Annotated in this window: 22 protein-coding genes and 1 pseudogene; 12 read left to right on the top strand and 11 right to left on the bottom strand. The window is 71.3% G+C overall.

Annotated features, from left to right (window positions below; translation table 11 throughout):
• Positions 1 to 104: 104 nt before the first annotated feature.
• The 3 genes from ABWI04_RS19850 to ABWI04_RS19840 all read right to left on the bottom strand — a co-directional run bounded on the left by ABWI04_RS19850 (position 105) and on the right by ABWI04_RS19840 (position 2,615).
• Complete coding sequence (locus ABWI04_RS19850) at positions 105 to 893, bottom strand: polysaccharide deacetylase family protein (protein ID WP_353833356.1); 789 nt, start codon at positions 891 to 893, stop codon at positions 105 to 107.
• Positions 894 to 1,351: 458 nt separating this feature from the next.
• Positions 1,352 to 2,224, bottom strand: coding sequence for a crotonase/enoyl-CoA hydratase family protein (locus tag ABWI04_RS19845; protein ID WP_345179881.1), 873 nt, complete (start codon positions 2,222 to 2,224; stop codon positions 1,352 to 1,354).
• A 55-nt stretch (positions 2,225 to 2,279) separates the two neighbouring features.
• Positions 2,280 to 2,615, bottom strand: a complete 336-nt coding sequence (locus ABWI04_RS19840) for a hypothetical protein (protein ID WP_353833355.1) — start codon at positions 2,613 to 2,615, stop codon at positions 2,280 to 2,282.
• Between the two features lie 45 nt (positions 2,616 to 2,660).
• Between ABWI04_RS19840 and ABWI04_RS19835 the strand changes: the two genes are divergently transcribed.
• On the top strand, positions 2,661 to 3,467 hold the full coding sequence (locus ABWI04_RS19835) for a class I SAM-dependent methyltransferase (RefSeq protein ID WP_353833354.1): 807 nt from the start codon (positions 2,661 to 2,663) through the stop codon (positions 3,465 to 3,467).
• 22 nt (positions 3,468 to 3,489) lie between these two features.
• Positions 3,490 to 4,140 (top strand): cysteine--tRNA ligase, encoded by a 651-nt coding sequence (locus ABWI04_RS19830; RefSeq protein ID WP_353833353.1) that lies wholly within the window; start codon positions 3,490 to 3,492, stop codon positions 4,138 to 4,140.
• A gap of 12 nt (positions 4,141 to 4,152) precedes the next feature.
• On the opposite strand, the gene ABWI04_RS19825 is transcribed toward ABWI04_RS19830, so the two are convergent.
• Positions 4,153 to 5,949, bottom strand: coding sequence for a glycohydrolase toxin TNT-related protein (locus ABWI04_RS19825; protein ID WP_353833352.1), 1,797 nt, complete (start codon positions 5,947 to 5,949; stop codon positions 4,153 to 4,155).
• A gap of 125 nt (positions 5,950 to 6,074) precedes the next feature.
• Here ABWI04_RS19825 and ABWI04_RS19820 point away from each other — a divergent pair, with 125 nt between their 5' ends.
• Complete coding sequence (locus ABWI04_RS19820; RefSeq protein ID WP_345179873.1) at positions 6,075 to 7,241, top strand: alpha/beta hydrolase family protein; 1,167 nt, start codon at positions 6,075 to 6,077, stop codon at positions 7,239 to 7,241.
• On the opposite strand, the gene ABWI04_RS19815 is transcribed toward ABWI04_RS19820, so the two are convergent.
• Positions 7,225 to 8,181 (bottom strand): zinc-binding dehydrogenase, encoded by a 957-nt coding sequence (locus ABWI04_RS19815; RefSeq protein ID WP_353833351.1) that lies wholly within the window; start codon positions 8,179 to 8,181, stop codon positions 7,225 to 7,227. The genes ABWI04_RS19820 and ABWI04_RS19815 overlap by 17 nt on opposite strands.
• A gap of 155 nt (positions 8,182 to 8,336) precedes the next feature.
• Between ABWI04_RS19815 and ABWI04_RS19810 the strand changes: the two genes are divergently transcribed.
• From ABWI04_RS19810 to ABWI04_RS19795, 4 genes are all read left to right on the top strand, one after another.
• Positions 8,337 to 8,909 carry a hypothetical protein gene (locus ABWI04_RS19810; protein WP_353833350.1) on the top strand — a complete coding sequence of 191 codons (573 nt, stop codon included), beginning with the start codon at positions 8,337 to 8,339 and terminating at the stop codon, positions 8,907 to 8,909.
• Between the two features lie 20 nt (positions 8,910 to 8,929).
• Complete coding sequence (locus ABWI04_RS19805) at positions 8,930 to 9,691, top strand: hypothetical protein (RefSeq protein ID WP_353833349.1); 762 nt, start codon at positions 8,930 to 8,932, stop codon at positions 9,689 to 9,691.
• A gap of 106 nt (positions 9,692 to 9,797) precedes the next feature.
• Positions 9,798 to 10,085 (top strand): type II toxin-antitoxin system Phd/YefM family antitoxin, encoded by a 288-nt coding sequence (locus ABWI04_RS19800; protein ID WP_353833348.1) that lies wholly within the window; start codon positions 9,798 to 9,800, stop codon positions 10,083 to 10,085.
• Between the two features lie 10 nt (positions 10,086 to 10,095).
• Positions 10,096 to 10,326 carry a hypothetical protein gene (locus ABWI04_RS19795; RefSeq protein ID WP_345179864.1) on the top strand — a complete coding sequence of 77 codons (231 nt, stop codon included), beginning with the start codon at positions 10,096 to 10,098 and terminating at the stop codon, positions 10,324 to 10,326.
• Between the two features lie 441 nt (positions 10,327 to 10,767).
• On the opposite strand, the gene ABWI04_RS19790 is transcribed toward ABWI04_RS19795, so the two are convergent.
• The gene (locus tag ABWI04_RS19790) at positions 10,768 to 11,148 is read right to left on the bottom strand and encodes an ATP-binding protein (protein ID WP_345179862.1); all 381 of its coding nucleotides are present in this window, start codon (positions 11,146 to 11,148) and stop codon (positions 10,768 to 10,770) included.
• Positions 11,149 to 11,279: 131 nt separating this feature from the next.
• Here ABWI04_RS19790 and ABWI04_RS19785 point away from each other — a divergent pair, with 131 nt between their 5' ends.
• The 3 genes and pseudogenes from ABWI04_RS19785 to ABWI04_RS19775 all read left to right on the top strand — a co-directional run.
• The gene (locus tag ABWI04_RS19785) at positions 11,280 to 12,062 is read left to right on the top strand and encodes a helix-turn-helix domain-containing protein (protein ID WP_353833347.1); all 783 of its coding nucleotides are present in this window, start codon (positions 11,280 to 11,282) and stop codon (positions 12,060 to 12,062) included.
• Positions 12,050 to 12,229: a DUF397 domain-containing protein gene (locus tag ABWI04_RS19780; RefSeq protein WP_353833346.1), complete on the top strand. Its 180-nt coding sequence runs from the start codon at positions 12,050 to 12,052 to the stop codon at positions 12,227 to 12,229. Before ABWI04_RS19785 ends, ABWI04_RS19780 begins: the two co-directional genes overlap by 13 nt.
• A 45-nt stretch (positions 12,230 to 12,274) precedes the next feature.
• Positions 12,275 to 12,463: pseudogene (locus ABWI04_RS19775) on the top strand (IS5/IS1182 family transposase); the annotation flags it as partial.
• Positions 12,464 to 12,488: 25 nt separating this feature from the next.
• On the opposite strand, the gene aac(3) reads toward ABWI04_RS19775, so the two are convergent.
• Positions 12,489 to 13,367 carry an aminoglycoside 3-N-acetyltransferase gene (gene aac(3) / locus ABWI04_RS19770; RefSeq protein WP_353833345.1) on the bottom strand — a complete coding sequence of 293 codons (879 nt, stop codon included), beginning with the start codon at positions 13,365 to 13,367 and terminating at the stop codon, positions 12,489 to 12,491.
• Positions 13,368 to 13,714: 347 nt separating this feature from the next.
• Between aac(3) and ABWI04_RS19765 the strand changes: the two genes are divergently transcribed.
• The gene (locus ABWI04_RS19765; RefSeq protein ID WP_345179854.1) at positions 13,715 to 14,197 is read left to right on the top strand and encodes a hypothetical protein; all 483 of its coding nucleotides are present in this window, start codon (positions 13,715 to 13,717) and stop codon (positions 14,195 to 14,197) included.
• A gap of 391 nt (positions 14,198 to 14,588) precedes the next feature.
• Here the strand turns inward: ABWI04_RS19765 and ABWI04_RS19760 are convergent, their stop codons facing one another.
• Together ABWI04_RS19760 and ABWI04_RS19755 are read right to left on the bottom strand one after the other, a co-directional pair.
• Positions 14,589 to 15,098 (bottom strand): Pycsar system effector family protein, encoded by a 510-nt coding sequence (locus ABWI04_RS19760; protein WP_353833344.1) that lies wholly within the window; start codon positions 15,096 to 15,098, stop codon positions 14,589 to 14,591.
• Positions 15,099 to 15,635: 537 nt separating this feature from the next.
• On the bottom strand, positions 15,636 to 16,196 hold the full coding sequence (locus ABWI04_RS19755) for an ACT domain-containing protein (protein ID WP_353833343.1): 561 nt from the start codon (positions 16,194 to 16,196) through the stop codon (positions 15,636 to 15,638).
• A gap of 103 nt (positions 16,197 to 16,299) precedes the next feature.
• On the opposite strand from ABWI04_RS19755, the gene ABWI04_RS19750 reads away from it, so the two are divergent.
• A complete protein-coding gene (locus tag ABWI04_RS19750; protein WP_353833342.1) occupies positions 16,300 to 20,331 on the top strand; it encodes an HU family DNA-binding protein in 4,032 nt (1,343 codons plus the stop codon).
• A 5-nt stretch (positions 20,332 to 20,336) separates the two neighbouring features.
• Here ABWI04_RS19750 and ABWI04_RS19745 read toward each other — a convergent pair whose 3' ends face one another.
• On the bottom strand, positions 20,337 to 20,552 hold the full coding sequence (locus ABWI04_RS19745; RefSeq protein ID WP_353833341.1) for a hypothetical protein: 216 nt from the start codon (positions 20,550 to 20,552) through the stop codon (positions 20,337 to 20,339).
• Positions 20,553 to 20,799: 247 nt separating this feature from the next.
• Entirely contained in the window at positions 20,800 to 21,915 is a 1,116-nt protein-coding gene (locus ABWI04_RS19740) for an endonuclease/exonuclease/phosphatase family protein (protein ID WP_353833340.1), read from the bottom strand.
• Positions 21,916 to 21,986: the final 71 nt, after the last annotated feature.

Raw genomic sequence — 21,986 nt, 5'->3', positions numbered from 1 at the left:
GGGCCCCCCCCCGCCCGCCGCCCCGGGACCCCCGCCCCCCCCCCTCTACCTTCACCCCCCCTCCCGGGCGCGGGCGGCGGCTCCCTACGTCCTGAGGGGGCGGGTCAGGGGCTCGGTGAGATGGGCGGGGCGGGGGCCAGGCCGCTCGGCGCCGGGCTGACGGGGCCGCCGGACTGCGGGGCACCGGGGACGGGGCCCCTGGACGCCGAGGAGTCGGGAACCGGCGCGCCGGGCGCCGGGGCGCCGCTCCCGGACGAAGGGCCCGCGGACGGGCGCGCCGGCGGCGGGCTCGTCGCGACCTGGGTGGGCGGCGCCGTCCGCTGGCTGTAGGACGTCCCCGGCGCGAGGCGCTGTCCGGTGAACAGCTCCGAGACGGTCACGAACGTGAACCCGCGTTTGCGCAGACCGTCCACGACCTTAGGGATGGAGTCGACGCTCGGCTTGTGGATGTCGTGGAACAGGACGATGCCGCCGCTCTCCGGCTCCTTGACCCCGACGCGCGTGTCGCGGGCGACGTCGCGGTACCGCCAGTCGAGCGTGTCGACGCTCCAGAGGACCAGCGGCATCCCGATCGCGTGTTCGACGCGCTTGTTCGTGGACCCGTAGGGCGGCCGGACGAGCGTGGGCGTGACGCCGGAGGCGTCCTTGACGGCCTTCTGCGTGCGCTGGATCTGGGAGCGCACCTCGCTGGACGACAGGGTCGTCAGGTCAGGATGCGACCAGCTGTGGTTGGCGACCTCCTGGCCTTCCAGCGCCATTCTGCGCACGATGTCGCGATGGGCGCCCACGTTCTCGCCGAGCATGAAGAACGTGGCGCGCACGCCATTCTTCTTGAGCGTGTCGAGCAACCGCGCCGTGTAGGGGCCGGGGCCGTCGTCGAAGGTCAGCGCCACGCACTTCACCCGGTCGCAGTCGATCTTCCTGGGCGGCGGCGGTGTCGGGCTCGGCGGCCGTGTCGCCGTGGCTCTGCCCTTGATCGCGCCATGCTCACCGGCGGTCCGCGCTTGCCGCTCGGCGTGGCTGCATCCGGCCGCGAGCAGGAGTCCAGCGCCTATGACGGCACAATTCCTCATCCGCACCAGGCACCCCCGTAACGTGTCGCCTCGGGCGGCTTAATACCCTCCGTAACTGATGAGACACGCTTCCCGATGGTCCGGAAAATCAAGATCGTCCTTGGGACGCACCGGGGGATTCCCTCCATCATGCGACAGTCCGCTCCCCGCACATGTCACCGGGGGTCGCGCCAGGCGCGGACGCCCCCCGTCGCCGTGCGACGGGCCTTCCGGTGACCGAAGGCGGCCATCCGCCGGGGCGTCCTGACGGCTCCTGGCCCTCGCGCGCGAGGGCGTCCTCAGCGGAGGGGCCAGTCGGGGACTTCGGGCGGGAGGTCCTTGCTGACGCGCATCGGGAAGGCGGCGTCGCGCTTCTCCAGGAAGGACGAGACGCCCTCGACGGCGTCGGCGGCGCCGCCGAGCGAGGCCATGAGGCGGGAGTCGGCGATGTGCGCGTCCCACGGGGACGGCGCGGACAGGCCCGACCACATGAGGCGGCGGATCGCGGCGACCGAGACGGCGGAGGTGTTGTCGGCGATCTCGCGCGCGAGCGCGTACGCGGCCGGGAGGAGCTCGTCGGGCGCGTACACGCGGGAGACGAGGCGGCCCGCGAGGGCCTCCCGCGCGTCGAAGATCCGGCCGGTGGCGGCCCACTCCATGGCCTGCGCGATGCCGACCAGGCGCGGCAGGAACCAGCTGGAGGCGGCCTCGGTCACGATGCCGCGCCGGGCGAACACGAAGCCGAACCTGGCCTTCTCGCTCGCGAGCCGGACGTCCATCGGGAGGGTCATGGTCACGCCCACGCCGACCGCCGCGCCGTTGAACGCGCCGATGACGGGCTTGAGGCAGCGGGCGATGCGGAGCGCGACCGTCCCGCCGCCGTCGCGCGGGGTGCCGTCCTCCAGGACGTCGTCCTCCCCCGCGAACATGTCCTTGGACTTGTCCTTGTCGAAGGTGTCGCCGCCGCCGCTCAGGTCGGCGCCCGCGCAGAACGCGCGCCCGGCGCCGGTCACCACGACCGCGCGCACGGCGTCGTCGGCGTCGATCCGGTCGAAGACGTCGAGCATCTCGTTGCGCATGACGAACGTGTAGGCGTTCATCTTCCGCGGCCGGTTGAGCGTGACGGTCGCGATCCCGTCCCGAACCTCGTACTCGATCTCTGCGTACGGCACCCTGCGCACCCTTCTCCAGCCCGGCTGTCAGAATCCGATTCTAGGAAGGGGCCCCTCAGGCGCGGGCTTCGGGGAACATCCGGAGCAGGACGTCCCGGCGCCACTCGGCGAGATCGCGTCCCGGCGGCGGGACGGGGGCCAGCGTGCCGCCGTCCGCCGGCGCGAGGCGGATCTCGACGCCGGGGGCGAGCTCTTCCGGGATCGCCCCCGTGGCGGCGAGGCGCTGCGCGAGGGCGGCGAGGACGCGCGCCCAGCCCTGTCCCAGATAGGGCGGAAGCCCGTCGGCGCGCAGTTCCGGGAGGCCCCTGGCGGCCAGTCCGGAGGTGCGCAGGGCCAGGCCGTCCGGGCCCTCGGCCCCGACGACGCGGATCTCGGACGTGACGTCCGCCACGGCATCCCCACCTCACCATCGGGCGATGTCCGATAAATTATGACAGTGAACTGGGCCGTGACGACGTACGACTCCGCCTTCGGGTATGTGTCCGCGCACGGTGCGCCCCTCGTCGATCTGCTCGATCCGCAGCCCGGCGAGAGGATCATCGATCTCGGGTGCGGCACGGGCTCGTTCAGCGCGGAGATCGCCGAACGGGGCGCCGAGGTGCTGGGCATCGACGGCAGCCCCGAGATGGTCGCGCAGGCGACCGCCATGCACCCGGGGCTGTCGTTCGTCGTCGGCGACGCCCACGACTTCACCGTGGGCGAGTCCTTCGACGCGGTCGCCTCGAACGCGGCCCTGCACTGGATGACCCGCGACCCCGACGCGGTGATCGGCCGCGTGCACGCGGCGCTGCGCCCCGGCGGCCGGTTCGTCGGCGAGCTCGGCGGCGCGGGCAACTGCGCCGAGCTGATCGTCGCGATGCAGACCGCCTGGCGGGTGTTCGGCCTCGGCGAGCCCGAGCTGCCCTGGTACTTCCCGTCGCCGGCCGCGTACGCGACCAAGCTGGAGGAGGCCGGGTTCACGCTGCGGCTGCTGGAGCACGCCGACCGCCCGACCCGGATGACCGAGGGCCCGAACGGCGCCGCCGACTGGGTCCGCGCCTACGCCTCCCGCGCGCTGGCCGACGTCCCGCCGGAGCTGGTCGACCCGCTGCTCGACCGGGTGAACGACCTCGCCGCGCCCGCGCTGCGCCGCGAGTCGGGGTGGGTCGCCGACTACGTCCGGCTGCGGTTCGCGGCCGTCCGCCGGTCGGACGGCGCCGCGCCGACGCCGTTCGGGCCGATGGCCGCCGACCTCCCGCTGTAGGCGCCGCCCTAGGGTGGGAGGCATGCTGCGGCTCCACGACCACCGGACGGGACGGACCGAGGCGCTGCCCGCCGGGCGCGGGCTGCGCGTCCAGGTCGTCGACGGCGCGTACCGCCGCGCGGTCGTCGCCGACCTTCTGCGGCGGGTGGCCGAACGCGCCGGGCGCCGCGTCCTGGCGGTGAGCACGCCGGGAGCCGCGACGGGCCTGGACGACTACAACGTCCAGCCGTTCGAGGTACGCGACGACGTCCTCCCGGACGCCGACGTCTACGTTTCCGAGACGGCCGACAGGGACGCGCTGTGCCTGGCCGTCCCGCAGGAGACCGGAACCTCGCCGGACCCGCTCACCGCGCGCCTGGCGATGCTGGAAGTCCCCTACCGGGAGCCTCTGGAGCTGTCGGCGCCGAGGCTGTCGGCCGCCTCGGAGCGGCTCGCCGGTTGGCGCGGCAAGGTCGCCGAGTGGGCGACGTCCCCGGGGCGCCCGATCAACCGCGAGTACGCGGACGAGGCCGAGGCCGCGCTCGCCGACGACCTCGGCAGCCCCGCCGCGCTCGCCGTCCTGGACCGGCTCGCCGCCGACCCGGACGTCCCGCCGGGAGCGAAACTGGAGACGTTCATCCACCTCGACCTGGTGCTGGCGCTCGGGCTCGTGTCCGCGATCGGCCAGGCCTGAGCCGCCGCCCGGTCAGCCGCCCCGCACCTCGACGAGGCTGCCGTCGGCGACCAGGTCGGCCATCGACCGCCGGAACACGTGCGCCGTCCCGCCGCCCGGCTGCCCGAACCACGGGACGGCCTTCCCGGTCAGGGTCTCCATGGGCCGCCGCAACCGGTAGACGCGGTACGGGCGGTTCCGCCACTCGGGCGGCAGCGACCGCTGCGGATACGGCGTGCGCGCCGCGTACGCCACGTTGCCGTCCGGGGCGCCGTAGCGGTCGACCTCCGTTCCCGCCGCCAGCTCCATGACGTGGCGGTCGCGCAGCAGCGAGAGCGGCGGCTCCCCCTTGAGCGGCGCGAACGGCCCGTCCCCGGCGGTGTGGCGCGGGTCGAGCAGCAGCCGTCCGAGCAGGTGCGCGGACGCCTGCTCGGCGTCGTCGAAGACGGCCTCCTTGCGGCGCTCGCCGTCGCGCATCTGGAACACCGACCAGCGGCCCGGCCGGGACGTCAGGCACCAGACCCCCTCGGCCACGTCGTTGACGCGGTAGGCGGCGCGGTCGACGCGGAGCTGGTCGAGACGGTGCTGGAGCGTCCCCGCCCAGTCGGGCTCGCGCGGGACGCGTTCGGGCGCGGCGCGTCCGGTGACGGCGGCGTTCGCGGCGTTCATCGTGTCGTCGTCGACGTCGGGGACGCGGAACGCGTTGGCCCTGATGTGCGCGACGAGATCGGGTTCCGGCGGGACGCCGTGCTCGCTCAGGTAGTAGGCCACCGCGCTCGACCACACCCACGTCCCGTCGGTGTGGAAGGTCAGCGGCACCGCCGCCCCGCGCGACGGGTCGAGCCGGTCGGGGGCGTTCGAGCGCGCCGCCATGACGGTCGGGGCCCGCCGCAGGTACTCGGCCACGCGGCCCGCCTCGTCCGGAGGGACGGGCGGGCGCGACACGGCGGGACGGCTCCCGTCCGGGCCCGCGTGGTCGAAGATCCTGGCCCGGCGCAGCCCCGGCCGGGGCGGCGGCGTGCCGGCGACCGGCGCGGGCCGGGGCGGTGGCTCGTCATCGTGGGTGAAGCTCGCGCGGCAGCGGACGGCCCCGTCCTCGTACAGGACCTCGAAGTCGATCCGGGACCAGGTGGAGCCCTGGAACGCCCGCGTCCCGGCGCGGAGCCGTTCGAGCAGCGCCGCCGCCGCGGCGGGCGCCGTCCAGGACGTCTGGGCGCCGGTGGCCTGGCGGCACGTCAGTGCGGGCATCTCGGCACGCCCGCCGGCCACCCGGTAGTGCCCGGAGACCCGCTCCCACAGCCCGGGCGCGTGGACGGCGACCAGGGTGGAGAGCCGGTCCGACAGCAGCTCCGCCTGCTCGACCGGGTCCATCGGCGCCGGGTCCGGCGCGGACGGCGCGGCCGGCTCGCGGCCCTCCAGCCGGTCGCGCAGCCAGTCCGGCACGGCGTCGCCGTCCCTCGGCATGACGGTCTGGTCGCGCCGCCAGGACTCCGCCGGGAGCGGCGGGTCCCACAGCGGGTCGAACTCGCGGTTGTAGAGCGGGCACACCGAACCCGGCTCGATGATCATGACCATCGAGAACCAGGTGCCGCGCTCAGGCCGGTAGTGGGCGCGGCGCAGGTCCGTCAGCAGATCGGTCAGCTCCTCCGGGACGTCCCCGGACATCTCCATCCGGCCCTCGCCCGTCAGCACCGCCGGCGCGACGACGGCGCCGGCGACCGTCGCGGCGCAGTGCAGGTCGAGCCGCCGCCAGCCGGGCGGGGCCAGCCGCCGGGCGGACTCGGCGACCCGGCCTTCGAGCTCCGCGACGCGGTCGTCCTGGCCCGTCACCGCGCGTCCCTCCGTCCCGATGGCTCCCCCTATGGCACCTGATCGGCAGATTAACCGCACCGGTCGATGTCTTGCGCGCCGCCCCGGGCACTGGCGACGCTCGCGGGAGGCTACTTTCGTATGTCGTGTCCACCGCTGCCCCAGCGTCATCCGTCCCGGCGACCCCCGGCCCGCCGCGCCGCCGGCGCCGCCGCGCCCGCCCGCTGATGTCGGCGGTCGTCACGATCACCGCGCTCCTGTGCGCGCTCGTCGGCGGCATCGGCTGGTACTTCGCCGGCGTCGCCATCGAGGTCGACCACTCCGCCGAGTACCCGCTGACCATCGAGGACGCGGGCAACGGCACCGTCACGCTGCCCCGCGAGCCGGGGACGGAGCGCCCCGGCGCCTGGGCCCTGGTCTGGAAGGGCGGGCGCGCCCTGCTCGGGCCCGTCGTCGGGGGGAACGACCGGCACGTCGTCCGGAAGGTGTCCCCCGTCGAGGGCGCCCTGGTGAAGGACGCCCCCGCGATGATCGACCACTGGATGTACGACGGCGACCCGAAGACGGCGCTCGGGCTGCCGTTCCAGGACGTCACGTATCCGTCCGAGGTCGGGCCCATGCCGGCGTGGTTCGTCCCGGGGACGTCCGACAAGGGCACCTGGGTCATCGGCGTCCACGGGCGCAACGCCGACAAGGCCGAGACCTTCCGCGTCATGCGCACCGTCCACTCGCTGGGCCTGCCGATGCTGTCCATCGCCTACCGCAACGACGTGGGCGCGCCCCCGTCGCAGGACCGCCGCAACCATCTCGGCGACAAGGAGTGGCACGACGTCGTCTCCGCCATGGGCTACGCACGCGCGCACGGGGCGACGGGCGTCGTCCTGTACGGATGGTCGATGGGCGGCGCGATGGCGATGACGACGTTGCAGCGGGACCCGTCGTTCGTGCGCGGGGTCGTGCTCGACTCCCCCGTCCTCGACTGGAACGCCACCCTGGACAAGCAGGGCGACGCCCGCCATCTGCCCGGCTTCATGACCGGCATCGCCAAGCGGGTCCTCCAGTGGCGCATCGGCATCGACCTGACCGACTTCGACATGCGCCGGTTCGCGCCCCACCTGCGTACGCCCGTCCTCATGTTCACCACCGAGGACGACTCCACCGTCGCCAACGGCCCCGCCTTCGCCTTCGCCAGGAAGGCGCCGCCCGGCACGGTCACCCACATCCCCACGCCGGGCGACCACACCGAGTCGTGGAACGTCGACCCCGCCGCCTACGAACGCTCGCTGATCGCGTTCCTCACGAGGGTCGGCTGACCTCCAGGAGGGTCTTGCCGACGGTCCCCCGCGACTCGATCAGGGCGTGCGCCTCGGCCGCGCCGTCGAGCGGGAACCGCTGCCCGATCACCGGCGTGAGCCGTCCGGCCGCCGCCTCGCGCAGCGCGTGCTCGGTGAACTCCCGCAGCTCCTCCGGCGTGGCCGAGGGCCAGACCAGCGTCACGCCCGCCTCCCGGGCGTCCTCCTCGGGGATGTTCGCCCCCTCCCCGCCCGCCAGCCCGAAACTGACCATCCGCCCGCCCTTCCTGAGCAGCCTGAACGCCGCACGGGCCACGTCGCCGCCCACCCCGTCGAACACGACGTCCACCGGCCCGGTCTTCTCCGCCCAGCCCGGCTCGCCGTAGTCGACGGCCTCGTCCGCGCCCAGCCGCATGGCCAGTTCCGTCTTCCGCTCCCCCCGCGCGGCCGCGACGACCGTCGCCCCCTGTGCCTTGGCGAGCTGGACGAGGAGCGTCCCGACCCCGCCGGCCGCCGCCTCCACCAAGACTCGTTCGCCTTCGCGGATCCGGGCCGCGCGCGTCATCATCGTCGCCGTCCGCCCGTCCGCGAGCAGAGCCACCGCGTCGTCGAGCGCCAGGCCGTCCGGCACCTCGAACAGGCCCTTCGCGTCAACGGCAGCCTTCTGGGCGTAGCCGCCGGTGCCGCCGGTGCTGCTGACGACCCGCCGGCCGACGAGCGTCCCGTCCACCCCGTCCCCGACCGCCGTGACCACTCCGCCGACCCCGTTGCCCGGGATCATCGGCGGCTCCCAGCGAACCGGCATCGGACCGGTGCCCGACCGCATCTGCGTCTCCACGAACGTGATGTTGGCGAACTCCACCTCGACCAGCGCCCGCCCCTCACCCGGCACCGGGTCGGGCGCGTCACCCGCGACCAGGACCTCCGGCCCGCCGAACTCCCTCAACCACACAGCACGCATATCCGGCTCCTTCCATCAGCGCTCCCCCAGAAGCCTGGTACCTCAAGCAAGGTCGAGGTCAAGCGGGACGCAACGAATCCCTTTTCTCGCCCCACGCATCTCTGTAAGCTTTCGCGCGTATTCGGCCCGTTGTCTGCTGCCGCTCAGGGATGGCGATGCGCATTCGTTCCTCCCCTCTGGGGCCTCGCCGCGCCGCCTGCCTGACGGCCGCCCTCGCCGTGTGCACGGCCGCCGGATGCGGCTCGTCCGGCTCGTCCGCCAGCGGCGAACTCTCCCCCAACGGCCGGTTCGACACCGGCGGCACTCCCGCCGCCACGCCCACCGCGGTCTCGACGGACCAGCTCTTCAAGACGGTCCTCGCCCGCTACCGCGCCTACCAGGCCGCCTACCAGAAGGCCTACGAGAAGAACGACCCCGCCGGCCTCGCCGACGTCGCCATGGACCCCCTCCTCACCGAGGTCACCGACGACGTGGAGGCCACCAAGGCCCAGGGCCACATCTGGCGCTTCGCGAAGACCCTGAACCCCCGGGTCTACGCGGTCTCCAAGGACCGCTCGAAGGTCTACCTCATCGACTGCGTCAACACCGTCGCGGGCTACCGCTTCTCCGCCAAGACGGGCAAGCGGACGGGCGGAGGCAAGGGCGGCGCCTACCTCTACCGCTACACCGTCCAGTACGACGGTGATGCCTGGAAGGTCGCCGCTTCCGTCCGGGACCGCACATGCTGACATCCCCCAGAGGACACGCGATGTCTCACACCCCCACCCGGCGCCGCGTGGCGTCGGGCATCACCGTGGCGGCAGCCCTTCTCTCCACTTTCGCGGCCCCGGCCGAAGCCTTCGCCGACGGATGCGGCGTCGCGAACCAGGGCCTCGACTGCAACCTGTCCGGCGTCACCGGCGGACGCGGCGGCGGAAACAGCGGTGGAAACGGCGGAAACGGATCGGGCGGCGTCAGCGGCCCGGTGGCCCCGCCCGCCCCCGAGGGCCTGACCGACAACCAGGGCGTGGACGGCATAGACGTCCCCGGAGGCAACGCGCCGCCCGCCGCCCAGCCGCCCGACGTCTGGACGATGATGCTGCGGGCCAGGGCCTCGGCCCCGTTCCCCGTGCCGACCGCCTACACGGCCCCCAAGGACAAGACCTTCGTCCGGCTGCGGACGAACCTCTGGGTGGACGGCTTCACCGTCGTGAAGACCGACCCGATCTCGGAGGGCGGCGTGACCGTCCAGGCGACGGCGACCCCTTCGTCCGTCGCCTGGGACCTCGGCGAGGCCAAGATCACCTGCGACGACGCGGGCAGTGAGACCGGAAAGACCTGCGGCTACACCTACAAGCGCTCCTCCACCGGCCAGCAGGGCGGCGCCTGGCAGATCACCGCGACGATCACCTGGACGCTCGCCTGGACCTGCACGGGCGCCCCCTGCGGCGGCGGCCTCGACGACTACACCATGACCTCCGAGCCCACCCCCCTGGCCGTCAGCGAGATCCAGACCAACACCCACAACTGACCCGACCCACCCCGGCCAGTCGCCAACACGTCCGTCCCAGCCGTCTCCGGTGGACCGTGATGTACAAAGTGTGCACTCAGATCACTGTGTGCACTATGGTGGCGAGATGGAGTCCTACCCGATCAAAGAAGCACGTGTGCGACTCGGCGATCTCCACGCAGCCGTCGTACACCGGGCCGCACATCCCCGTATCACCAAGAACGGCAAGGATCCGGTCGTGCTGGTCACCGAGCAGGAGTGGCAGGAACTCCAGCAACTCCGACTTGAGCGGGCGGCCAGAGAAGCCGATCGAGAGGCCACGCGAATCAGGCCCTACCTGGAAGCCGGCACGACCCCGCCGGGCTACGAGGTCTACACCCGTGAGCAGATCGCCTCAGGGGACTGGCTTGCCTGACCACCTCTCGATGACCAGGTCCATCCGGCTGCAGATCGCCGCGATGGCACCGCACTATCGCACCGCGGTCCAACTGGTGATCATGTCTTTGATGACCGACCCGGTGCCGCCCGACGCCAAACCCCTCGGCATCGAGGAACTGGATCACGCGCACTATGTGGTCACCCGAGACGACATGACGGTGTACTACCTGCTCATGGGCGAGACCATCGTGATCAACAACGTTCATCCCGACAGCTGAACCCGGGATGCCAGGGCGCGGGCAGGACACCGAGCGCAGCAACGTGCTCGACATCGCCCGCAGCTTCCCATGGCCGCCCAGGCCGAGCAGGACGCCGCTGACCGCCTCTTCAGGCAGTGACACCAAGGCGCCTTCCCCGCCGCTTCCGGACGGCTGCACGCACTACCCGCAGAGCACCGCACCACCATGGACCGCCCCCTGGTTCAGGCGTTCCGCATGACGCATCCGGTCGCGGCGTCGAGGATCCGTTCGCCGCTACCCGGACTCGTTCCTTTGCAAGGCGGGACGGGAATGGAGACTCACCGTCCATCGCCGCTTGCAGAAGGCTCAGAGAAGACGAACGGATGAGAATGCGCCCCTTGGCCTGCCACATGCCATGGTTCAGGGAAATTTCCCAGGACGAGTAGCGTTCGCGTAGGGCAACCAGTGCGTCGGCCTCGTTCACGACGTGCTTTCAGGCAGAAGTGCCCACACGGCCTTCCCGCCGCCTCCGAGTGGCTGCGTACCCCATTCCTTGACGAGAACATCCAGCATCGCGAGCCCGCGCCCGTCCTCGCTCAGCAGGGCCGCCTGCCCCGCCATCGGTAGGACGTTGGAAGAGTCGAAGACCTCCACGACGGTTCCCTTGTCCGCCTGGACGACCCGCACGGTCGTGGTCGCGCTCCTGGTGTGCCGCAAGACGTTCGTCACCAGTTCCGACACCACGACCTTCGCCAGGTAGGCGTCCTGCCCCCACTCCCCCAGAACGGCCCCGACCCAATCCCGAGCCACCTTTACCGACTCGGCCCGAACCGGTACCACGATCTCCGCGGGGCACTCCATTAACGATCACCTCCGACTTCCGATAACTCCCCGCACAGAATCCACTCCAAGGCGTAACCTGACCAGGAAAGAACGACAACACACGCACCCCGGTCTCAGAGGGTGCGAGCCGGTGCCAGGAGGTGTGCCACATGGCTGCACGCAAGCCGACCCGTCAGACGATCGCCTTCGGCCAGGAGGTCATCCGCCTTCGCCACGAGAAGGGTCTATCCCGGCTTGAACTGGCAGAAGGGGCCGCCGTGAGCCGCAGCTACATCGCCCAGGTGGAGAACGGGACCACCCGGTGCCGCAGAGACTTCGCCTTACGACTAGACGACGCTCTCAGCACCGGTACCGCTCTCACTGACACCTGGGACGACATACTCAAGTCATCCGCCCACCCAAAATTCTTCGCCGACTACTCGGAAGCAGAGGCGACCGCCGACCTTCTACGGATGCACGCGGAAACGTTCATCGTGGGCTTATTCCAAATCAAGGAGTACGCCCACGTCTTACTTCCTTCTCCAGATGCCTTCGAAAGCCGCATGAAGCGCCAGCAGATCTTAGAGCGCGAGGCGCCCCCAAGGATCATCGCGGTCTTGGCCGAGGTCGTGCTCAACCGGCAGGTCGGAACTCCCGAAGTGATGTTTCGCCAGTGTAAGCACCTACTTGAGGTCTCCGAGCGGGAGAATGTGACGCTTCAGATCGCTCCGACGGCGTACTATCGAGGCATCTCCGGAACCTTCAGCATCGCAACTCAGCCAACTGGCGAAGAGCTGCTCTATCAAGAGATTTCCACCGGAGGCTTCACGTCGCAAGAAGCGAGCGATATCTTGCACTGCGTCGGCGCGTTCGCGGAGATGCAGGCGCGCTGCCTGAGCGTCAGCGACTCACGCGACTTAATACGAAGGGCGATGGACCGGTGGAGACTGTGACCTGGCGCAAAGCGCGGCGAAGCAACGATCAGGGCGGCGAGTGCGTGGAGGTCGCGAATCTTCGCCACGGTGTGGGCGTCCGGGACTCCCAGGATCCGGACGGGCCGAGAATCCTGCTCGCCCCGGTCGCGTTCCGCGCGCTGCTCGCGGACCTCAAGCAGCGGTAAGGCCAGACGGAACCGCCGGGCGGGACCGGTGCCGCCGAGCCGGACGACCACGGGCTCGGCCGCTCGCGGGGTGGGCTGACCACCAAGTTGCACCTGGCTGTCGAGCAGGGGCAAAAGCCGTTGTCGCCGGCGCTGACGGCCGGGCAGCGGGGTGACTCGCCGCAGTTCGAGGCAGTGCTGGAGCGCATCCGGGTCGCCCGGCCCGGCGGCGGGCACCCGCACGACCGTGCAGATCGCCGTGATCAGTGAGTGGCTGTGATCACGTGCCAAGGCGCTGGCCATAGCCGGCCGATCGCGCGAGTTTGCTCTCGATCCAGTTGACGCCGAACCTCACGACGTCGGCCGCCTCGAACAGGTAGCTGGTTGCGGCGCCGACCTGGCCTTGTCGTCCGTGCCCGGCAGTGAGCATGTCGCGGGCGATGACCTCGAAGGCATCTTGCCCCTTGGGCACGACCGGCGTGTAGTCGAAGGCACCGTCCTCGGAGTCGATGTCGCGAAAGCGCCGCCAGACGCGCTCGCCGTCCACGGTGATGGGCTGTTGGTAGTCGACAAACCGCTTCCCCGGCGCCTTGGCGAGGGCCTCTGCGTGGTGCAGGAGCGTCAGGGTGTCCAGCGGTGCGCCCAGCAACAGCACCCGGCCGCCCCTGGCGGCCAGACGCGCCAGCGGACTGTCGGGACCATGTGGGTCATCCCACGGGTGATCATCCATCAGGACGTGGGCCGCCGGGCCAAGAGCGGCGAAACTGGCGTCGGGATGACGACTGCGGACCGCACCCGGCCACCGGCGCAGCGCCTCGGGCAACCGGCCGTTGTTATGGTCGGCCTCACTGAACCGCAGGTCGTAGGCCGGATGCTCGGCGCGCAAAGCGTCCTGCCAATCTCCGGGCCAGTCGGTGAAGTCGTAGGGCGGCGCGTCGTTCCAGCCGCAGGTGACCATCAAGGTGCCCGTCGCGCCGACCGTGTCCCGCAGCGCATTGATGATCGTCTGGGGACCACCGGCGACGTAGCCCAGCGCCGACATCCGGGTGTGGAACATCACGATGTCGCCCTCGGCCAGGCCCAACCCACGCAGATCGCGGACGAGCCTGCTGCGGGTGACCGGACCATCGGAGCGCTTGAGGAGGTCTGGCTCATCCATGATCGAAAGGTATGCGCAGCCTCCGCAACTGGCCACACGCTTTTGGAACACGCCCTAGGCCCTGTCCGGTGAATCTTGGTGGCCGGCCCCTGCCCCCGCTCGGGCCGCGAGCAGGGCGGCGGACGACACCGGTGGCGTAGGCCGGGGGCCCGGCGCGACAACGGATCAGTGCACCCCGAACTGCCGCTGAAAAAGGCTCAGTGCGAGTCGGCACCGCCCGTGCGGCGTCTCTGCGGGCCGGAATACCCGGAATCCCCCTCGCACCAGGGGCGGGAGCGTCCTGCGGGCTTGACATGCGGTGGGCCGCGTCCGGAAGAATCGGAGGCGGGCGGGATTGATCATGATGTGTGGAGGCTTTCATCAACGAGTGGGCGCGGGAGTGGCTGCCTGTACACCTGGAGCGTATGGAGGAAAAGCTTCCGGATGCGGTGACCTCTCGGGAGACCTGGCGATGGCTCGCCCATCCGAACCTGATCGACCACGTTGTGCGAGCTCCGGTCCCGGTCACGCCCGGGCGGATTGTGCATCACACTCAGACGTTCGGGCAGCTGTTCCTGATGGTCAGCTCCTTCCCGTCGGCGAACTTCCGGAAGATTCGCAAGAAACTGCTTCCGGAGGGTTACCTGGCGATGCTGGATCCGGTGATGCACTCGTCCGGTTTCTCCAGCGGCTCGGTCGACCTCGCGCATTGGCTGCTGTTCAAGGACGAGGACGGCAGCGCACTGGTGCTGCTTTGCTACCTGGCGGCCAACCGAGAGGCGATCCCGCTGCTGCCATTGGAGTTGCTGTCCTCCAAAGAACGCCGCCAAGTCGGTACTTTCATCATCTGACGCTATGAGGAGCGGGGCCTCCGATCCTCATGACGGTTCCAGTGTCCGGGCGGACACCGGGATCACCACGCCAATCCGCTCAAGGATTGGGGGCCGTTATGTTCTTCGTGATCCGTAAGAGGGCCGCTGGCCTTCGGGCCCGGCATGACTGACCCTTTTCATCCTCAGGTGAGCTCGCAACATGAGCCGCAGGCAACCGAGAAGTCTCGCCGGGCATACCGCGTCGCGGCCGCTACTGATGATGCCCAGAGAGGTCGGCGGTGAGGCCGCCTCGCTGGGCATCGGGGTTAGGCATGGCGCGGTCGTCTGAGTGGCCGTGCCATGTTTATGGGTGGGAGCAGGACGTGGTCAGTTCCGCTCCTGAAAAATAGTCCGCTAGAGACTGCGTCCCTTAGGACAGCCCGGCCGCGCCGAGCGCGATCACGCCGAGCACCATGCTGACGATCGCGAGCCTTTGGTAGGCGAACTTGATGCTCACCAACCTGCTCTTGACCTGGATGTCGTCTTCGCGCACCTCATCGAACGTGAGGGGCGCCTTGCCCCTGCCCGGAGGGGTGTACTGGTGCTTGCCTCGCAAGAACGCGATGAGCCGGCCAGGGCCCAAAGCGGCATAGACCCTAAAGGTCGCCTTGGAGTTCGGGCGGGCCGGCCAGGCCACCTTGAGAAGCAGCACCAGGACGGCGAGTGCGAAGAACACACCGGCCGTCTGGCCGAAGATCTGTGAGAGTTTTCCAGCCTTGTCGAATGCGGTGAAGCCGGCGACGGCTCCACCCAGCGCCAGCGCCATGAACATGCTGGACTTGTTGTCGATACGCGTCAGCTCGGCCAAGAGCGCGGTGCGCTCGGTGTCGAGCTGGTTGGGCATCTGACCGGCAGCGGCCTCGATGGACGGCTTGGCCACGACCGATTCCCTCGCCGGGCGCATCCGCTGCGGATTCCGAACACGTCCCCCCTGACCCGCGGAAACGGGACGGAGGGCGGACCGCCGGGACCCGTGGACGTGCAAGCGGGAGACTGGAGTGAACGTGGACATGATTGTGTACCCCTTTTGATTTGCAGTGACTCGATACCCATAGCCTAGAGGAAATCCGCAGCCCGCCGCGCAGAACCACGCCGAGACCAGTGGGTGGCGTTGCGGCTAACGCCAAGGCCTCGGCAAAGCGTTACAGAAAGACGGACTCGTGTTCGCCAGGCGTTAGCGCGTAACGCTTGGATGTGTCGCCGACCGTGCCGAAGAGCGTTACCGAATTCAGCTTGGTGGGATCAGGAGCGGCGGCCTGGCGTGCGCCCTGCGGGCCGGTCCCGGCCGGGGACGATCATCATGATCTGAGCGGCGCGAACCCCCGATGTGAAGCGGTGAGGCAGAGCCGGTGCCGCGAGCGTGCGGGCCACCCCGAGCTTCCTGAATTTGGGCGCGCCCACCCGGCTCCACGACAGGTCATTCGGCCACCTGGTGGCCGGCGCGGCGGAGTACGGTGACGGCTTCCTCAAGGCGGTCGGACGGGACGAGCACCAGGTCGCCGTCGTAGCTCGCGGCGGTCCAGACGGGGAGCTCACCGGCGGCGAGCGGCGCGACGATGGCGCTGAGCATTCCCGTCGCTTCCGGGTCGTGCGCGTCATCGCCGTTCCACAGGGCCGCCCAAGCGTCCTCGGCCGTGTCGTCGCGCCGCATCGCCGCGCCTCCGTCCGGACCGAGCACGAGGGCGAGCAGGTCGGATCCGAGGGCGACCGTGCGGACGTCTGAGACTCGCTCTAGAACGAAGCGGCCCTCCAGCACGCGCAGGTTCTGAGTTCGAGCGGCCGGCATCGAGCTGCCATTCACAGAGTCCTCCAATTGCGTCGCAGCGATCCCGAGCGGTGGCCGCCGGGCGGCACCGAGGGGAACCGGCACGATGAAATCATGTCGCACATCCGCAATTCCAAGCATCGGCCGCCGGGAGTAGGTCTCTCGCGCCTGGTGCTCATAGAGACCACGGAAATTGTTCGCCGCCAGGGACACGGCCCGCCCCTGACCGGCCCCTGGCGCCCTCGGTTCGGTGGCCGATGTCGGTCATCGTGCGTACGCTGGCCCGTCAAGATCGAGATGGGGGGCCGCGGGGCTTATGGGGTGGCGGATCGAGGCCGGTGGGTACACGGCGGAGTTCACGGACGATCTGGAGATCGTCTACCGCAATCCCCGGGGGCGGAGGCTCAAGCAGGCTCCCGAGCAGTTGGGGGGCGCGCCCGGCCTGGCCGGGATGTACACGGTGCGGCGGTATCTGAAGCGCCACCAGGAGCAGTGCGGCGAATCGGCGCGCTCGTGGGCGGCTGAAGGGGTCGCCGTCCCCCGCGCCCTGGCAGACGTCGACCCGTTCTGGGCGGAGGCGCTCGACGAAGCGGGTGTCACGCTCACCACGGAGCCGGTCGAAGGCGGGCTGTGCGCGCGGACCTACGCCGGCCCCGACGACCGCAGGCTCACCCAGGTGCTTGGCGAGTCGGCCGTCCGCTACCGCGACATGCTGATGGCGGTGGACGGGTGGGAGCCGGAGGGGCTGTTCGAGACCGGCCTGCCCGCCCCCTACGCCAGCGTGGTCCCCTTCCCCGAGCGCGTCATCGAGGCACACCCCGAAGCGGAGCGGCTCGCGGCGGAGAAGGTCCACACCTTGGAGCTCCGGACCGGTGGCTGGCGCTACTTCTACAAGCCGGCCGTGGAGGAGATCCTGGCCGGTCTGGAGGAGTCCGCGCCCGCGCTCCTGATCACCCTCCTGGACGCGGTGGCCGATGCCGCCCTCACCCACAATGAGCCGAACCTGGCCTCCGCGTGGTTCGGCCGCGCGCGCAAACTGGAGCGGACGCTGGCGCACCGTCCCGATCCGGAGTGGCTGGCCGACCGCTACGAGGAGCACGCGCACGCGCTGTCCGCGACGCTCCTGCGGGGATGGGCGCGCGACCTGGCCGCCAAGGGCGCGGCGACGGCGGAGGGCCTTGCCCGCTTCCGCGAGGTGATGGTGTGGCGGGTCGAGGACGGCGGGGACGTCTATCCGCAGCTCGCCGCCGACCTCCGGAAGATCGCCAAGGCCGCGGGGCTGGACCCCGAGGAGGAGCTCGCGGAGCTCCTGCGGTCCGTCTTCGCGGCGGACGAGGTGTCGCTGAGCGACGACGCGTTCTGGACCGACGCGCTGAAGGGCCGCGCCATGGACCTGGTGTCCGGGCCGGAGGCGGCGCGGCCGGTGCTGGAACTGCGCCCGGCATATCCGTCCCAGGGACCGCTGTGGCTGAAGCTGCTCGAACGCAGCGGCGCACTGGCGATGCTGACCGGGGACGCCCCCGGCCTCCAGCGCGGGGACGCCGCCGCCTGGCTGGTCGCCTGCGTGCAGGGACCTCAGTGGAGGGACCCGCTCGGCGAGTTCTACGAGGTGGCCGAGCGGATCGCCCCGCGGCTCGCGTCCGACGGGGTGCCGGTGGCGTTCCGCTTCTGGGGGCTCGACGAGACCGGCCGCAGGAGGACGCCGCTGGACATGATCGACATGCTGCTGGAGCACGGCGTCCCCGTCGCCGACCCGCCGGAGCGCCTCGGCCCCGCGTTCCTGCCCGACCTGGTGATCGACCGCCGCCCCGAGCTGCGGCACGTCCTGGCGGACGAGCGGTTCGCGCGGGAGCTGCGCGCCCGCGCGCGGGGCGACCTCGACATGACCGTCGGGGACAGCGCGTCCAACACCTGGTATGAGCCGCACGAGACCAAGGGGTGGGGCAAGCTCCCGGGGCTGTTCGACAACCCGATCGGCCACGAGGAGCTGCGCGCGTGGTGCGCCCGCGAGCGCGCCCTGCTGCGTGAGGGCGTCGACCTGTTCGGGCTGCGGATGCTGCTCGCCCGGTTCGTGCACGTGGGCGCGGCGGTGGACCTGCTGCTCAAGGACGCCGAGGCGGCACGCGAGTTCGCTGCGGTGGACGTCATGGCGCTGCTCATGGCCGACCTGCCGGAGGAGTTCACCCGCGAACGGGTCGAGGAGCTGCTGAAGCTCCTGGAGCCCCACTACATCAACCGCTCGGTGTCGGGGCCGAACTTCGTCGCGCTCTCCAAGGCGCTGCCGGAGCTGAAGGAACGGGACAGCGAGACCTTCGCCAGGGTCGCGTTCTCGCTGGTCACGGCCGTCAACTGCCGGGTCGGCCTGGAACGCCTCGTCCGCCGCCTCACTCCGGGAGCGGAGGCGAAGGAGGCGGCCCCAGCGCAGAACGTCGACCCGGTCGTGCGGCAGTGCGGCTGGCTCATGGACCTGGCGGGCTCCGGCACGCCCGTCTGGGACGGCGACATGGGCACGCCGAGCGGCAAGTTCGACGGCAACATGATCGGCCTGGAACTCCGGCCGAACCACGTCAACACCGCCGCGTACACCGGCGTCCCGTCAAGGTCGAGGGCGCGTTCGTACCAGAGGCCGGCCGCCTACGGGACCTACCCGTTCGTGTCGGGCGAGCCCGGCCGCTGGCGGGTGGTGCGCTGCGAACTGCCCGAGGACACGAAGGGCGGCAAGGCCACCCCTGGGATGGCGTTCCGCACGTCCACGTCCGTCGCCCTGGTGGTGAGCGCACAGCATGGGGTGCCCCCCGAACGAGTGCTCCTTGAGTACGCGCCTGAGGGGAAGTTCGCCGAGGAGGGCCCGCTGGCGGCGGCCGGTGCGCGCCTGCTCGACGCCTGCGTCCTGGAGCCGGTGCGCTCCGGCGCCTGGTTCGCGCGCTTCAGTGAGCTCTGGCGCGAACGGGACCGCCCAACGGTGAGTCCTGAACTGGCGGCCGCGTTCGCGGAGAAGACGGGCCTGTCGAAGGCCGAGGCGGCCGTCGTGCTCCAGGGAGCGTTCCTGTCCGCGCCGTACCAGCTGGGCGGGGACGACCCCGTCCGGCTGGTCCACTTCGGTTCGGGGTGGAACTCGCAGGCGGACGAGGTGAAGGAGGGCCTCAGGGCCCTGCGACCGGCCGAGTTCTACACCAGGCTCTACGAACGGCTCCTGCCGGACGACCCGGAGGAGCTGTGGACGTCGGGCCCGGCGGTCGACCGCGCGCTCGCGTGGTGCCAGGAGGAATCGGGGGCCCCGCTCCCCGCGCCCGCCGGGCTCCTGCCCCGCGCGCACAAGGAGATCACCCAGCCCAAGTGCGAGATTCCGCTGCCACGCGCGGATCTCAAGGCCTCGTGGCCATGGCGGAGCGGCCGGCCGCCGCTGCGGCCGTGGGCGCTCATCGGCCGCGTCGCCGCCGGCGCGGACTGCCTCGCGGACACCCCGCTCTTCTCCGGCGAACCGGATCCGCTGGCCCTGCCGCGCGTCGCCGCCTGGCTCGCCTACCGGACCCCGGCCGGCGATCCGCTGCGGCCCGCGATCGGCGCCGCGATCTCCCGGCTGCGCGAGGCCGCCGGGCCGCGCACCCTGTTCTCGCTGCAGAGCAACCACCTGATGGGCGACCCGCCGCCCACCGACGCGCTCACCGCCCATCCGGCGGTGACGCTCGTCGAGGACGACGTCTTCCGTCTCCGCCACCTGCGAGTGGATCCCGCAGCGGTGAAGGGGCCGGACGACCCGCTGCTCGACGCCCTCGACGACTACTACGACGCGACCCTGCCGTCCCAGGCGGTGCCCGGCGATTCCGGGCTCCCCACGCTGGCCGACCTGCGTCTCCTGCTCAGCGACGACTTCGCCGCGCTCGGCGCGCACCTGGCCTCCGACGCGGACCTGGCGCCGGGCTGGGAGCAGCATCCGGCACGCTCGGTGCCGCAGCTGCTGGAGGAATGCGCGGAGACCCACCGGCTGGGCGAGGACGCGGCGGCCCTCTACCTGATGCTGCTCGCCCTGCCCGACCCGTCCGACCGCAACGTCAAGGAGTGGACCGGCTGGAAGCCCGCCCGGTTCAAGGCGGCGGTGGCCGAACTCGGCGGCTCGGGGCTCGTGCTGAGCGCCACCCGGGCGCGTGCGGGGCGTTCGCTGTTCGTGCACGGCGCCTGGCGGGAGTACAAGGCACCGCGCCTCCCCATCGAGGTGCCGAAGATCCGCCTGATGCCGCTGGCGGACGAGCACCGCTCCCTGGCGAACATGGCGGCCGTCCCGTCCGGCCCCGTCCCCGCCCTCTTCGAGCGCGCCTGGAGGAACGCACGGACGCGCGGACCGCGGTAGACCGGTCAGCCGCCTGAGCCGGGGCCGGGTTCCGCCCCGGTGACGGCCTTCATCTCCTGGCGAATGATGTCGACCAGCGACCCGCCGTCGACGTCGCGGTTGGTCAGGATGACGCCGCCCGCGCGCTGGGCGCGGGCGAACCGGGCCAGGTCCGGCGCGGTGGCGAAGCCGCCGTCACCAGGGGCGTCGATGAAAGCGCGCCCCGGGTTCTTGCCGAGCACGTACGGGTTCGGACCCCCTCGGCGGCCAGCTTCGCCACGTACCGGTCGTAGGCCCCGCCGGGCAGGGTGTCCGGCGGGATCTCCCCGCGCCGGGACGGGGGTGCGGCGGCGCGGCCGACGCAGGGGCTCGCCAGCGGCACTCCGGCCGCCAGGCCGGCGGCGGCCAGCCCTCCCCAGGCGACCAGCCGCCGGCGGCCGAAGTCACGTGCCGGGTCCATGGTCACGGACCTCTCCGTGTCGAGAATCCTCACCAGCTGATCGCGGCCGCCACCGGCAGGTGATCGCTGCCGGTGGCGGGCAGGACCCGCGAACTCCTCGGCTCCACGCCGCGGACGAGGATCTGGTCGATCCGGGCGACCGGGAAGGCCGCCGGCCAGCTGAAGCCGAAGCCGTCCCCTGCCTCGTCCTGGGCGGAGCGCATCCGCGAGGTGATGGAGGCGAACGCGCGGTCGTCCTCGGTGCCGTTCAGGTCGCCGAGCAGCACCACCCGCTCGTTCCGCTCGGCGGCGATGGCCTCGCCCAGCGCCTGCGCGCCCCGGTTCCGGTGGACCGCCCAGAAACCCGCCCTGGGGTTCACGCGCACGGACCCCAAGTGGGCCACGTACACCGCCAGCGGCCCGTGTTCCGTGGCCACGGTGGTGCGAAAGGCCCGGTTGTCCTTCATCTTGACGTCGGCCGGCTTGGTCTCCCCCAGCGGCCCGGCGTCCGTCTTGATGTCGACCGGCCGGGTGTCCGACAGCGGCAGCCTGCTCCACAGCCCGACCGTGCCCTGCACCACGTGGTACGGGTACGTCCCGGCCAGCTCCCTCTCGTAGACGCCCTTGGCCTCCTGGGCCAGTTCCTCCAGGGCCAGCACGTCCGCGCCGGAGGCGGCCAGGTCGCGTGCGGCGGCGACCGGATCGGGGTTACCGGCGCCGACGTTGTGGCTGACCACGGTCAGGTCCCCGCCCGGGTGGGACTTGTCGCCGAGCAGCCCGCCGAACAGGTTCAGCCACACCACGACCGGCAGGAGCAGCGCGGCGACGGCGGAGGCGGAGCGGCGCCACAGCGCCCCGGCCAGCAGCACGGGGACGAACAGGCCGAACCACGGGAGGAACGTCTCCACCAGGCTGCCGAGGTTCCCGATCCGGTTCGGGATCTCCGCGTGCAGCAGCATGAGCAGGCCGAGGAGCAGCGCCGACACGGCGAGCAGGGGGCCGCGCCTCCACGGCTCCGGCCGGGAGCCGGCGCGGATCGCCCGGCGGACGCCCGCGCGCCAGGACCCGGCGCCGGTGTGCCGCCCGGCCTCGGCCTGTTCGGGTTCCACCGTTTCCACCGTTTCCGCCGTTTCCACCGGCGCCATCGTGTGTCCTCGCTCAGCCATGCCGCCAGTGAAGACGGCGCGGTGTTGCCGGCGCGTATGGGATTTTCGATACGCGGACGATATGCAGCGGC

The organism is Actinomadura sp. NPDC000929 (genome assembly GCF_040492065.1).
Taxonomy (GTDB): Bacteria; Actinomycetota; Actinomycetes; order Streptosporangiales; family Streptosporangiaceae; genus Spirillospora; species Spirillospora verrucosospora.
This window is presented reverse-complemented; position numbering and strand designations above follow the sequence as displayed.

Coding starts and splice junctions, on each gene's coding strand:
- ABWI04_RS19810 (WP_353833350.1), top strand. CDS start 8,337: ATGCGCATTCGTTCCTCCCCTCTGGGGCCTCGCCGCGCCGCCTGCCTG.
- ABWI04_RS19815 (WP_353833351.1), bottom strand. CDS start 8,181: ATGCGTGCTGTGTGGTTGAGGGAGTTCGGCGGGCCGGAGGTCCTGGTC.
- ABWI04_RS19750 (WP_353833342.1), top strand. CDS start 16,300: ATGGGGTGGCGGATCGAGGCCGGTGGGTACACGGCGGAGTTCACGGAC.
- ABWI04_RS19800 (WP_353833348.1), top strand. CDS start 9,798: ATGGAGTCCTACCCGATCAAAGAAGCACGTGTGCGACTCGGCGATCTC.
- ABWI04_RS19785 (WP_353833347.1), top strand. CDS start 11,280: ATGGCTGCACGCAAGCCGACCCGTCAGACGATCGCCTTCGGCCAGGAG.
- ABWI04_RS19740 (WP_353833340.1), bottom strand. CDS start 21,915: ATGGCTGAGCGAGGACACACGATGGCGCCGGTGGAAACGGCGGAAACG.
- ABWI04_RS19795 (WP_345179864.1), top strand. CDS start 10,096: ATGACCAGGTCCATCCGGCTGCAGATCGCCGCGATGGCACCGCACTAT.
- ABWI04_RS19830 (WP_353833353.1), top strand. CDS start 3,490: ATGCTGCGGCTCCACGACCACCGGACGGGACGGACCGAGGCGCTGCCC.
- ABWI04_RS19805 (WP_353833349.1), top strand. CDS start 8,930: ATGTCTCACACCCCCACCCGGCGCCGCGTGGCGTCGGGCATCACCGTG.
- ABWI04_RS19790 (WP_345179862.1), bottom strand. CDS start 11,148: ATGGAGTGCCCCGCGGAGATCGTGGTACCGGTTCGGGCCGAGTCGGTA.